We start from the raw sequence: 12,574 nt of genomic DNA, 5'->3' as shown, positions 1-12,574 counted from the left end.
CCTTTATTTCTCTATCCAATTTAATAAGTTTTCATAATGATATTGAGCATCTATATAGCCAAGGTTATATAAATTAACAAGTTTCTCTTTATTTCTTTCTATTCCGCTTATTGGAAGCTGTACGCTAGGCTGAATGACATAAAAGTTGTCTTTTTGTTCTATTTGATTCATATAAGATATCGTCTCATTATAAAAACGATAATGTTCTACTAAAGATTCTGCGATATTCGGATATTTTCTATATAAAATTTTAGCCAGTCTAAAAAATTTATTCCGCTGCTTTTCGTATCCTTCTGGTTTTGTCATGATAACTACATTCTTTTCATAACCATCAGTTTGAGCTTTTAGAACTGGAATAGGATCTATAATTCCTCCATCTAACAACTTACGATTATCGTATTCTACAGCAGGTGCTATAAACGGAACTGAGCTAGATGCACGGATGATTTTTAAAATATCATTTCCATGTTCTATTTTATTATAATAAACAGCTCGTCCTGATTCGCAATCAGTCGTCCCTATAACAAATTGTTCATTACAGTTTAAGAAAGTTTGAAAATCAAACGGGACAATTTTATTAGGTACTTCATCAAATAAAAAGTCCATCCCAAATAATTCACGTTTTCGAATTAAATTTCGATAAGATATATACCTGTAATCTGATACTAGTTCTGTATTTACTTTCTTATTTCTCCCTTTTTGACGTGACAAATAGGTTGCCCCCATACAGGCTCCAGCTGATACGCCGACTACATACGGAAAGAATAAGTTCTTTTCCATGAAATATTCGAGTACACCTGCAGTATATAAACCTTTCATTCCTCCGCCCTCTAATACTAAACCGATATTCTTCATGTTATATCCCTCTGCTTCTTTTTTCTTAATTTCATATTAGCACAAGATTTTAAGATGAGGTTATATAAACTAATTACAACAATAACCAGAAACTACCAAAGTAATGTCATAATATCTTTGTGAGTAACATGTTACAATATAAGTAATTCATTCCACATATATTAAAGGAGGAATTTAATATGGGTTTATTTAGCGGTATTTTAGGAAATGCATCAAATACGAGTTCTGAAAGTGTAGAACGTGATTTAGAGAAGATTATGCTAGACGATGAAAAAGTAGAGCATGCTTATAAATTAATTCGTGATCTAATCGTATTTACAAATCGTCGACTTATTTTAGTAGATAAACAAGGAGTAACCGGCAAAAAAACAGAATACCATTCTATTCCTTATAAAAGTATTACACAATATAGCATCGAAACGGCTGGGCATTTTGATTTAGATGCAGAACTTAAAATTTGGGTGTCTAGTATGGAGGATCCAATTACGAAAGAATTTAAAGGTGACGATAGTATTTTAAGCATTCAAAAAGCGTTAGTGACATATACGACAAAGTAGTGGTTTCTTGTATTTTTATTCATTTCAGAAATTACTAACCCGAGTATTTTGGAAGAAAATACATCATTTTTGTATATTTAATCTAAAATAACATAAAAAGGTAAAGCGTGTTTTATATGCTTTACCTTTCTTTTTTGTAATAAATAAGTGTAGTTTTATCATTTAATTTCTTTATAACTTCTGTTCTTTTATACTCCATCTTTTCATACAAAAAACAATTTTTCTCTTCTTCTAAAATAGTAGCAAGTTCCCAGCTCGTTGCTTCAGGAAACATTTCCTCAATTAATGTAATCACCTTTTGAGCAATTCCTTTTCCTTGATAACCCGGATGAATAAACATTGGACTGATCCAAAATTTAGAGGGTGTTTCTTTTTGTGAAATGCATATCGCTCCAACAAGATTCATATCCACTATTATTTTATAGAAGCCACCGTTTACTTGATTTATTCTACAAATAGTTTTTTCGATAGTTTCATTTGCTGGATTTGTTTCATAGTCTTTATATTATAGTCTTTATATTTATGTAATAAAGGGCTAAATGAGTCTATTTGCATTTGAAATATAACTTCTACATCAGTTTCTGTCGCCTTCTCTAATATAATATCCATGTTACCAATTTAGACGCTTTCTTAAAGAAGTAATATGAGCGGTATGATGACGACCATGCCATGCGTATAGTCCTATTGCAACAGCAAGTTTTGTTTCACCAGTTTCAGGATGGTTAAATGTCTTTTCTAAATCTTCAATTTCTAGAGAATATAAAAGGTTAACCCATCTTTTATGTAATGAATCTAGCATTACTAGTGAAACATCTACCGGTAATTTTGAATCGGGTAACTCTGCCCACTTCTCTTCTTTATACGGCTTAATAGTTGGATTCTTTTCTGTCAGTGCTAATTTAAAGCGTATGTAGCTATTCATATGGCTATCAACGACGTGATGAACTACTTGGCGTACAGTCCAACCTCCAACGCGATATGGTGTATCTAACTGCTTCTGATCTAAATCTTTAATTGCCTTTGTTAGTTCATGAGGTAAATCTTCAATTTCTTGAATCCATGTATCAATCATTTCTTCCGTTATAGGACGTTTGTATGTAAATTGGCCAATTGGATAACGCAAATCATTCATGAATAAGTCCTCCTTATTATAAGCGCGAAGTATTTCTCCAAATATAATGTACAAACTTCACATGTTCTCCATTTAATTCTACAGATGTTGTATCTGATTCGTTTTGATAAGAAGAAAATCCGCTTTTTTCTAGTACAATTTGTGATGCGAGATTATTAGTCGTTGTTTTAGCATAAATGTCAGTAATTTCATTATTTTTCGCTACATCTAAAATTAATTTTACGGCTGCTGTTGCAACTCCTTTTTTAGTAAATTTTTCTCCGACCCGATACCCTAGTGAACTAATTCGAGTTTCCGTATCTATATCTACTAAATTGATTCGCCCTACAATTTCTTTTTCTTCATTACGAATTAAATAAAAATAAGAATCTCCATCCGCTTGTTCTATTAATAAATCGTCTAGTAGTTTTTGGAAATATTCAAATTCAAAATATTTCGAGCCACGATTTGGTACCATTGTTTCAAAAAAAGATTTATTCGTAAGTTCAAACGTAAATAAATCCTTAACATCTTGTTTCTTTAGTTGCTCTATGTATATTTCCATCTCGTATTCTCCTTCTTGATTTACTAACTGTTATACATTCTTTTTTAATCAATTATATTCCTGCTATTTCTTTCGATTAAGCAATACAGATAGTAGCACTTTCGGATGAAAAAGATGAAATGGACTACGAATTAAATTCATCACTCGTACTAATCGAATATAAACATCAGAATTACTTGCGGATAGTCGATATATTTGTTTCGTATACCATAGCTGAAATTTTTGTTTTGTAGTTAATTCTCTCTTTAGCTGCGGGTGACGTGATATTTCTGTCGTTGTCATATCCCAAGGGGTTTCTATTATATTAGCTGTCTTTTTATAAAATTGTTGTGTAAATGTTTTATCAAGCTGTTTTCTGCCTTGCAGAAGTAATTGCAACTGGTGAGCCTCCATAGCAGCAACTGATACGCCTTGGCCGAAAACGGGATCAAAACGACATTGCGCATCTCCAACAACTAATAAGCCTTCTGGTACATTATTCACTAAATCAAATCGCCGGCGTACTTGATAAGGAATTTTGTATGTCTTTATATCAGTAATTCCCTCAGCCTTGTTTAGGAAGTCTGTAACATTAGAAATTGATAGGTTTTCAGCAAAATCATAAAACTCATCATCTGTTTGTGGTGCTTTCTCATTTGCGTATCCACTGAAAGTAACAAAATAACGATTATCTTCTATCGTTTGAATAAGAACGCCATAAGGGTTATCAGGGAAACTCGGAGACATTAGCATATTACAACAGTCTAACTCCTCATTTTCTTTAAGTTTGAACATTTTCGTTGCGTAAAATAAATCAATACGAACTTTCTCTTCTTTTACTTCAATTTCGTATTCTCGTAGCCATTCTATACTTTTTGAGCCAAATCCACTCGCATCAACTACAAGATCTGCATGAACTTCTTCTTGTGTGTCTGTCTCTAAATATTTAACTTTTACTCCACACACTTTGTTAAGCTTTGCATCTACCAATAACCCTTTAACCAATGTTTCATATTTAATAGTAATATTTGAAATTTGATGTATTCGTTTTTGAATATGCCATTCTAGCAAAGGACGACTTTGTTGAATCATATGTACTTCCCCTATGAACGGTTGTTTCCATAGACCGAATTGATGCCATTTCAAATCACGCGTAAAGTTGTTTATAATACTACCCGCTTCTATTAATTCGTTCGTAATATTAGGAAACAATTCTTCAATTGCGTTTTCTCCACCTTTTAATAACACGTGAGGATGATTACTTTGTGGAACTCTTTTTCTCGAAGACTTTCCATCCCATCTTTCACCAGCTTCTATAATGATTACTTCTTTAAAAGAAGTTGATAATGCTTTTGCTGCAAACTTTCCTGCCACACTTCCACCAATAACGATAGCCGTATTAAACATATTTTCCCCCTTAATAAAAAGAGATCCTGCCTTGTATGAATGAAACAGGATCTTAAACTAATTAACTTCTTTATCATTATACTTAAAATACATCAGTAAATTGCAACATTAAAATTAAAATACCTAATCCCCATACGTAATACGCGAATACTTTTAAGGATTGACGTTTTAAATATTGAATCATCCATGAAACGGCTATGTATCCAAAAAACGCTGCTGATAACGTTCCGACAATTAAAGATGTACTAGAAATAGATTCTGCTTTCCCTTGAAAAACGTCTACAAATTGCAAAATAATGGCTCCGACAATGGCTGGCGTTGATAATAAAAAAGAAAAGTAAGCAGCAGTTTCACGGTCTAACTGCCTCCATAATGCAGCGACGATTGTCATACCAGAACGAGAAATCGCTGGGAAAATAGCAGCCGCTTGAAATGAACCGATAATTAATGCGTCTTTATATGTGATGTCATCCATTTTTTTACGACCATTCTTTTGTTTATCTGCCATGTAGAGAAAGAATCCGGTCACTAAAAACTCCCAACCGATCGTGATTCCTGTTTTTGAAATATCTTCAAAGAAGTCTTTAAACAATAAACCAATAACAACTGCAGGTATCGTCCCAACAATAAGTAATAACATGAGCTTTGAAAATGGGTTTTTAATTAAATATATAAATTCTTTTTTGTAATAAATAAACACTGCAAGTAAAGTCCCAATATGCAACATCGTATCTAAAAATAAGCCTGCTTTATCTAATTGAAATAAATGCCTTCCTAAATAAAGATGTCCGGTACTACTGATTGGTAAAAATTCTGTTAAACCTTGAATTATACCTAATATGAAAGCTTCTAACCAATTCATGATGGTCTCCTTTCTCTTTTGCTTGTACCAATATATGAGGGTTAAATTTTCGATATGAAAAAAACTATATTTCTCTATGAATTTACTTTTAATTTATGGATATATATGTAAAGAGAATTAAGGAGGGGTATTATGTGGAAGCACACAAAATTTGGTAATGTATTACTTTGGGTAGGCCCTATCCTTGTATTTTTAGGACTATGTATGACAAATGTTATTTCAGATATTCCTTTCTTTGAGGGAAAACATAAAACGCTTGGTATTGTACTTATATTTATAGGGATATTCTGTTTTATTGTGGCTAATCATTTGAAAAAAGGAGAAAGATATGAAGAATAAATCTAAATAAAAAACAATCCTGGCATATTAGCTAGGATTGTTTTTTATTTAGATTTATTATTTGTAGAATACTTTATCAACGTTATATTTCGCTTTATATTCATTAATGATATATGTTTCGTAAATTTCTCTTTCTGTTGGATCTTCTACGATACATGCATCAATGCGGTATACTTCATCACGGTGATTTTTAATTGGTGAAACATTATCTTCAAAATGCTTCTTAATACGTTGTCTAATTTTACGAGCTTTACCTACGAAAAGAAGTTCGTCATTAATATTGTAAAACATAAAAATGCCGCCTTTATCTCTAGGGAACAAGTGAAAATCGATAAATCCATTAATTGGAGTAATGATTGGCTCGTCTCCTTTAATAACTTGTTTACGTTCAGTAATTGTAACATCAACTTCAGGGATACTAATTTTAATCAAGTTCATTCACGTCCTCTTTTATTATAAAGATAAATAATAGCATACATAAGTAAGAAAAGCTATGTTCAGAGGCATATTTCATTTTATAATTCAAATATTATAGGTGTATCATGTAAATTGTTCTTCCAAATCATATGATCACTGGATTCGCCCCAGTAATCTTTCAATACATAGCTAGGTTTTCCAAACTTTTTCGTCCATATACTTTGCGCATTTTTATATCCACTATCTAAACAATATTCTGTTATCCCTCTGCTAAGTAATGTAAGAAACATTGTATGTAGTAATAAACTCCCTATTCCCTTTCTTTGATACTCCGGAAGTATGAATACAGTTCCTATTTCATACAAATTTTTAAGTACACCACCTGTACAACTATTAATCAATGTACTTGCTGGACCAATTTCGATTGTTCCAATGATTTTATCGTTACTTGTATCAATTGCTAATAAAAAGTAACGACTTTCTCCGTTACTATCAAAATCACTTTTCAAATACTGCTTTTTTGAGTTAATTTCATTTTCTATGTCATCCAATAATTGTGACAATCCTTCATTTTTGTATGTATTCGTAATAACTATCCGGAAAAATAAATATAGTTCATCTACATCATTCAAATTTGGTCTTCTAACTGCAACGTTAGTCATGAATGCATTCTCCAATCTTCATTATGCCATTGTCAATACAACACTTTACATAATCTATTCATCATTATTCTGCAAAAACCTGCATAAATCCAGCAGTATAGAAAGCTCAGTATAAATATTGATAAAATAATTTTTATGTCCATAGTTGTATGAACAGTAGGACCAAGTACCGGAAAACGGAAAACATCGAGAACGATCATAATCCCTATAAGTAGACAAGTCGCTGAAAAGGAAACAATCCAAATTCTCCTCTTGAATTTTAAAAAGGCTAGTCCTAAGGCTAGACCTAATAAGCCTGTAGTAAAAGGAAAGACAATTAGTTCACTTGGCTCAATAATAAATAATAGAAAAATAGTAAGAATATAAGAAAGTATTCCCTCACGAATAGAATAGAGAATAGCAAAAAAAATCGGCAATGTCGAAAATGGACTAATGAGCAAACCTATACCAGGAATTAAGTTCCCCGCTGCTTGAAACATGGTGGCCAATGCACTCATCAAAGCTGTAAGTACTAACTTATTCGCAAGGGACAAGTTTCTTTTATGAACAAAGCTTATATCATGCTCTATCATCAGTTGATACCAATAACGTACAAAACGATTCATTAAAATACCCCCTAAAGATACCTCATTCATTACTTTCTATATTATTCGTACACATATGGTTTATGAGTTACTTTCTCCAAGTTAATAGATGCTAATACATTGAAGATTTTTAGGGGGACAAGTTAAGTCTTGCGTTTTGGAAACAGAATAAATTCCTTATGTTTTTAGACTGAGCATTTGTATCGTATCAAGGAATAATTTCAAAAATGGTACCTTTGTTAAAATCAGTTACTTTCATAGAACCGTAAACTCCTAAATATAACCTAGTTTGAGCCGAATTTGTTCCTAAACTCATATAATAAGCTGCTTGCGTACCAAAATCATAATTGGTTTCAATAGCATGAAAGTCAGCATGTTTACCGTCTGTACCGGCTCTAGTATAAGCTAAAACACCCTTAACTGGCGGTCGAGAATCTTCTTTCTTAGCAAGGTCGGTAAAAACAACGCTACCCGTTAAATTTGAAATTGCATTTCCCATATATGGCTGAACTCCTGTAAGTGAAGTTCCTCCAAACTTATCGGTTCTAAAATCTTTATGAAAATAACTAAGTAGAGGCAGAATACGCTTCACTGAAGTTTGTATTGTTTCATCATAATAAACTATTGTTCTCTCATCCAAAGTCTGATTTTCGGAACAATGTCGTATAAAAGAAGTAGGTAAATCCCCTTCCCATCCTCGCCACCCAAAATTGATAAAACCATCTTGATTGGGAGTTAACCTCATAAAATGCATTTGAACAAGTTCTGTAACTGGTATAGGTTTATATTGAACAAATGAAAAAATAGACTCTACAATATCCTGTCCGACATTTCCGGTGTATTTGATATATTGATTATAAAACCTTTGAAATGAAATGCCGGTTATATTACGTACTCCTTTTGCAATTACTGTAAGTGTTTCTTGTATAGATAAAGGAAGGTCATTAAAGCGTGTAACTACAGGAGGGTTATTTATAAATGTATTTTTATTTACATCGATTTCAATTATTTTTCCTGCTATTTCTAAATCATCTTGGCTTAAATTAAATGGATCATAACCTGATCCGCCATCTCCATTTGTAAAAACAAGTTTTCCAGTCTCAGGTGAAAAGTTTAAACTATTGACTCCGTTATGATTAAAAAATGGTCTTCTTACATTCAGTAATGTTCGTCGCTTTTGAGCTTGGCCGTTAGATTGTAAAGTCCATTCTTCCACTGTATCAATGTGATCATATTGCGTATTTCTATTAACCCACTTTAAATTTAACGTTTTAGGGTCACAAGGATTCGGTTTAAATTGTTCAGAAAGTGCACCTGGACCTTGAGTTCCGGCTACTGAATAATGAAGATAAAATAAACCGTTTTGATAAAATTGTGGATGAAATGCAAGTCCTAGTAATCCTCGTTCATCATAACCGCTACTAGAAACACCTTCTTCAGATGTACCTAATTTAATAATTAGGTGACGCATATCTAAAAATTTCTTTATAACTCCGTCCCCTATGTAAAAAATCTCTCCTAATTGAGTTGCGATAAATAGTCTTTCGGTCGATTCACCTGGAAGTATCGTTGTTTTCAATACGGTTGGTAAATTTACGTTATGAACAATGGGTCGTAAATTAACTTTAACTTTTGTCAATTAACTGTACACCCCTTTTTCTTCTTTTTTATAGAAGAATATGATTAGAGTAGTTCTGTTAGTATTAAATAAGTCGCATTCCTTTTTATTACAATTTTGTATATAATATAAGTATCAATATACTGGGGGGACTAATTATGACACTCTTATTACAAATCATCGTACCACTTATATGTGCAATATACTTATTTACCCTCTATCATAACGGAACGTATGGATCAGCTTCATTTATTTTAGCAGTCATGATAGGAATTTTCGGTTTAGAGAATATTTTTCAATATGCTAGTCTAACAGATCATACTATTTATCCATATTGGGGAAGTTTGAAGGCTGTTGTTATCGTTTTATCAGTCGTATTTCTATTTAAAAAAGGTGGTTTAACAGGGAAATATTGATTTTTAATGAGGTACATGTTTTCTTGTTAAATTGCTTTTATTTTATAAAAGAAGAAATATTTATGTAAAAACAAGAAGGGATGTGATACATATGTCTATAAATATTATTTCAATAGTCTCTATCATAATATGGATTGTGTTAATTACAGAACTTATAAAACCTTCAAAAGAACAGAATGGACGAAAAATAGTAACTTTAGTAACTGCTGGTTCCGCATCAACACTAATTTTGACGGTTTCATTTATTCAAAATATCCCGTTTTGGAATTGATAGTGATATAACAACCAAAAATATGTATAAATAAAAAGATTAGGATTCACTCCTAATCTTTTTATTTTGGGGTAGCACCACACATCCATCAACTTAAGAATAAACGCCACCAAAACAAAAAAAGCCCCAAAGTTTTCTTGAAAATAAGTTGGGGCTTTTGAACCAGAAAAGTACATTTTCAACTATGAAAACTACGATAAATTTTTCCTTTTTTCCTACTTGCTAAATTCAGCAAGTAAAATATTTTTAAAAGGATTAGGACTGCCAGTTCTACCCAAACTATTCCAATTGACGACCAACGTATGATTGCCTCCAAGTGTACCTCCAACTAGAGTTGTAAACCCTAGAATGCCACCTGAGTGTCCCCATATCGAGACACCGCTTGGCAGCTTAGTTTCATAGATTCCAAGACCATATCCATCGATTCCTTCTTTTCCTGTAGGAACTGTAGTAAGCATTTGTTTTAGTTGCTGTTCCTTCAGTAATTTGCCACCGAGCAAGTAAGAGAAGAATTTGTTTAAGTCGTCAGCAGTAGAAATCATATCTCCAGCAGAGCTACCTGCACTTGGGTTATAATAAGTAACGTCTTTTAGCTCACTTGCTCCATCTGGTTGGACATATCCACGGGCATGGTTAGTGCCTGGAATAACACTTGAGTTGCCTGGTAGGAATGTATTCGACAATTCAAGTGGTTCAATAATTCGATTTTCAACCTCTTCCGCATAGCTGTTTCCAGTTACTTTTTCAATAAGAATGCCCAGTAATACGTATCCTGTGTTTGAATAAGACCAGCCCTTTCCTGGAGCAAAGTCTGGAGGCAGAGAAACCCCCACTAACTCTTCAGCCGTATACGATTTTTTTGTATCCGTAAAATCAGCGTCTTTTGACCTTGAGTATTCAGCGATACCACTTGTATGGTTCAATATGTGCCGGATAGTAATCTTGTTACCATCATATCCATTTCCTTGAATGACACCAGGCAACCAGTCTTCGATGTAGTCGTTTAGCTTCAGGCGATTCTCTCCAGCTAATTGAAGTACAACTGTTGCGGTGAACGTCTTCGTCACACTCCCAATGCGAAAGCGAAAATCTGTTTTCATTGGTTTCTTGGTTCTCAGATCCGCTATTCCAGCGGCATACCCCCACGTTTTTCCACCCTCAGAAGTTTTAGCAAGTATCCCCGGGTATCCAAGTTGCAATGTATCCCGCATTGCTTGCTTGACGGAAGTATGATCTCGTTGCGTATTTGTTTGTAACGAACTAGATACATTTTGAGTGGGCTCTGCTTTTATAATTGAGGTTGGTGTTGTATATAACAGGGAACTTCCAACTATTAAAAGGGCCAAACTTGCACATGTAATTTGACTACGTATTTTCATAAGGCATTCCTCTCCTCTATTCATATTGTATAAGTGTTTGCTTGCTGTTCCTTACTTCCTAACAAGACTTAGGGAAAGGCCCTCACGCATATAGATTAAAGCCCCAGTACAAAGGTATCTATCAATACCAACAATTTGAGCCATTTAAATCTCCATCCCTTCTATAACAAAATTATTCAAAGGTATGAAAGCATATTATGTACCCTTAGTTATTGTTAGGATTAACACAACATGAGACATAACCCTAACCCATATTTTACTTTATTTATCCATAATATGTATTGAGAAAGAATGTAAATTCGAATCCTTTCCGTAACCCAACTATTGATTGTTTTTTCACCTATTATAATTAGTTATTTTGAATTCCATAATAAAAAAACTGTAAAAAAATAACGATTCCCTTAACGTACAGGAAGCGGTTGAAAAATATGTCTATACGCACAATTTTCTTGTTTTGATATGGTGAACCCATCGCCATTAAGCTAAGGTTTTGAAGTACCCACTAAATGAAATTTTTCTTTCTCTACAGTTAGTTACTTTGAGAAGTCATCTCATTTTTTTGTTTTTGGGGTGTTTCTTTTTCTTAACTTGATGGATGTGGGGTCTCGCCACATCCATCAAGTTATCTAAATAAAATACCCTCTAAAAATTAAGAATATTCAAAAATTAAAATAGACATTTATTCACTTCGTTCGTTATAATTCAAACAAAATAAAAAATCGTTTACATTTTACGATATCAAATTTACTGGAGGGGATAAAGATGAAAAAAGCACTTTACATCAATATAGGTGGAGAAGGACACTTAAATCCAACATTAGGATTAGTACATGATTTAGTACAACGTGGAGACAACATTGTCTATTATTCATCAAATGATTTTGAAGAAAAAATCAAAAAAGCAGGTGCACAATTCCGTCCCATCAATCAAGAGGCACAAAGAGAGCTTTCGGAAACTATGAATGTTATGACTTCCCATCCTCAAGAGTACTTATTACACTTCCTTCATGCTATGGAAAGAATTACTGATTCCATTTTTGAAGAAACCTCCAAAGAAACATACGATTACATCCTCTATGATGCACAGTCTTTACCTGGAAAATGGGTTGTATATTTCTATGGGAACCATAATTAATAATCAGCCTGAATTCTATCAAAAATGTTTCGTCGGTTTAAAAGATCTCAATGCGAAAGCTTAGTATAGGCAAACAATTAACAGTGGAGCAGCTAGGAGATATACCTGATAATTTTATTGTTGGTAATTATCTTCCACAATTAGATATACTGCGCCAAGCGGATGTATTTATTAGTCATTGTGGAATGAATAGCACAAGTGAATCACTTTATGGCGCAGGATTTATGTTAAATATCCAGCAATTATTGGCTGAGGATTTAAAACATGCCGTTAATGAAGTGTTGCAGCATTCGATTTACAAAGAGAATGCCAAAAAAATTAGTCAATCATTCTGTGAGGCAGGTGGTTATATCAAAGCTGTTGATGAGATTGTTACATTTACTCGTTAATTCTGCTATTGTATGCCACTCAAGGCCTA

At 33.1% G+C, this 12,574-nt stretch carries 16 protein-coding genes and 1 pseudogene; 6 read left to right on the top strand and 11 right to left on the bottom strand.

The features are described from left to right. Positions 1-3 precede the first annotated feature (3 nt). Positions 4-855, bottom strand: coding sequence for a patatin-like phospholipase family protein (locus tag MR160_RS04275; RefSeq protein ID WP_000789281.1), 852 nt, complete (start codon positions 853-855; stop codon positions 4-6). 179 nt (positions 856-1,034) lie between these two features. Between MR160_RS04275 and MR160_RS04270 the strand changes: the two genes are divergently transcribed. Then, the gene (locus MR160_RS04270; RefSeq protein WP_000522474.1) at positions 1,035-1,412 is read left to right on the top strand and encodes a PH domain-containing protein; all 378 of its coding nucleotides are present in this window, start codon (positions 1,035-1,037) and stop codon (positions 1,410-1,412) included. Positions 1,413-1,533: 121 nt separating this feature from the next. On the opposite strand, the pseudogene MR160_RS04265 reads toward MR160_RS04270, so the two are convergent. From MR160_RS04265 to MR160_RS04245, 5 genes and pseudogenes are all read right to left on the bottom strand, one after another. After that, positions 1,534-2,021: pseudogene (locus MR160_RS04265) on the bottom strand (GNAT family N-acetyltransferase). A gap of 1 nt (position 2,022) precedes the next feature. After that, the gene (locus MR160_RS04260) at positions 2,023-2,544 is read right to left on the bottom strand and encodes a YfiT family bacillithiol transferase (RefSeq protein WP_000999062.1); all 522 of its coding nucleotides are present in this window, start codon (positions 2,542-2,544) and stop codon (positions 2,023-2,025) included. A gap of 16 nt (positions 2,545-2,560) precedes the next feature. Further along, positions 2,561-3,088 carry a GNAT family N-acetyltransferase gene (locus MR160_RS04255; protein ID WP_000409250.1) on the bottom strand — a complete coding sequence of 176 codons (528 nt, stop codon included), beginning with the start codon at positions 3,086-3,088 and terminating at the stop codon, positions 2,561-2,563. A gap of 63 nt (positions 3,089-3,151) precedes the next feature. After that, entirely contained in the window at positions 3,152-4,474 is a 1,323-nt protein-coding gene (locus MR160_RS04250; protein ID WP_000483453.1) for an FAD-dependent oxidoreductase, read from the bottom strand. An 82-nt stretch (positions 4,475-4,556) separates the two neighbouring features. After that, positions 4,557-5,336, bottom strand: coding sequence for an undecaprenyl-diphosphate phosphatase (locus MR160_RS04245; protein ID WP_001104289.1), 780 nt, complete (start codon positions 5,334-5,336; stop codon positions 4,557-4,559). Positions 5,337-5,468: 132 nt separating this feature from the next. On the opposite strand from MR160_RS04245, the gene MR160_RS04240 reads away from it, so the two are divergent. After that, the gene (locus MR160_RS04240) at positions 5,469-5,675 is read left to right on the top strand and encodes a hypothetical protein (RefSeq protein WP_000265474.1); all 207 of its coding nucleotides are present in this window, start codon (positions 5,469-5,471) and stop codon (positions 5,673-5,675) included. A gap of 57 nt (positions 5,676-5,732) precedes the next feature. On the opposite strand, the gene MR160_RS04235 is transcribed toward MR160_RS04240, so the two are convergent. From MR160_RS04235 to MR160_RS04220, 4 genes are all read right to left on the bottom strand, one after another. After that, positions 5,733-6,113, bottom strand: coding sequence for a nucleotide excision repair endonuclease (locus MR160_RS04235; RefSeq protein ID WP_001048947.1), 381 nt, complete (start codon positions 6,111-6,113; stop codon positions 5,733-5,735). A 77-nt stretch (positions 6,114-6,190) separates the two neighbouring features. Then, positions 6,191-6,754 carry a GNAT family N-acetyltransferase gene (locus MR160_RS04230; protein WP_000185962.1) on the bottom strand — a complete coding sequence of 188 codons (564 nt, stop codon included), beginning with the start codon at positions 6,752-6,754 and terminating at the stop codon, positions 6,191-6,193. Between the two features lie 32 nt (positions 6,755-6,786). Beyond that, entirely contained in the window at positions 6,787-7,359 is a 573-nt protein-coding gene (locus MR160_RS04225) for a hypothetical protein (protein WP_001079230.1), read from the bottom strand. A gap of 187 nt (positions 7,360-7,546) precedes the next feature. Beyond that, positions 7,547-8,977 carry a PQQ-dependent sugar dehydrogenase gene (locus MR160_RS04220; RefSeq protein WP_000169959.1) on the bottom strand — a complete coding sequence of 477 codons (1,431 nt, stop codon included), beginning with the start codon at positions 8,975-8,977 and terminating at the stop codon, positions 7,547-7,549. A 137-nt stretch (positions 8,978-9,114) separates the two neighbouring features. Here MR160_RS04220 and MR160_RS04215 point away from each other — a divergent pair, with 137 nt between their 5' ends. Then, positions 9,115-9,372: a hypothetical protein gene (locus MR160_RS04215; protein WP_000173569.1), complete on the top strand. Its 258-nt coding sequence runs from the start codon at positions 9,115-9,117 to the stop codon at positions 9,370-9,372. 91 nt (positions 9,373-9,463) lie between these two features. Then, positions 9,464-9,643 carry a hypothetical protein gene (locus MR160_RS04210; RefSeq protein ID WP_000026325.1) on the top strand — a complete coding sequence of 60 codons (180 nt, stop codon included), beginning with the start codon at positions 9,464-9,466 and terminating at the stop codon, positions 9,641-9,643. A gap of 215 nt (positions 9,644-9,858) precedes the next feature. On the opposite strand, the gene MR160_RS04205 is transcribed toward MR160_RS04210, so the two are convergent. Next, positions 9,859-11,022: a serine hydrolase domain-containing protein gene (locus MR160_RS04205; protein ID WP_242297088.1), complete on the bottom strand. Its 1,164-nt coding sequence runs from the start codon at positions 11,020-11,022 to the stop codon at positions 9,859-9,861. Positions 11,023-11,784: 762 nt separating this feature from the next. Between MR160_RS04205 and MR160_RS04200 the strand changes: the two genes are divergently transcribed. Then, complete coding sequence (locus MR160_RS04200; RefSeq protein ID WP_242297087.1) at positions 11,785-12,156, top strand: glycosyltransferase; 372 nt, start codon at positions 11,785-11,787, stop codon at positions 12,154-12,156. Positions 12,157-12,206: 50 nt separating this feature from the next. Continuing rightward, positions 12,207-12,545 carry a glycosyltransferase gene (locus MR160_RS04195; protein WP_015945808.1) on the top strand — a complete coding sequence of 113 codons (339 nt, stop codon included), beginning with the start codon at positions 12,207-12,209 and terminating at the stop codon, positions 12,543-12,545. The last annotated feature ends 29 nt before the right edge of the window (positions 12,546-12,574 follow it).

The organism is Bacillus cereus group sp. BfR-BA-01382 (assembly GCF_022663475.1).
In the GTDB taxonomy this organism is placed as follows: Bacteria; Bacillota; Bacilli; order Bacillales; family Bacillaceae_G; genus Bacillus_A; species Bacillus_A thuringiensis_S.
This window is presented reverse-complemented; position numbering and strand designations above follow the sequence as displayed.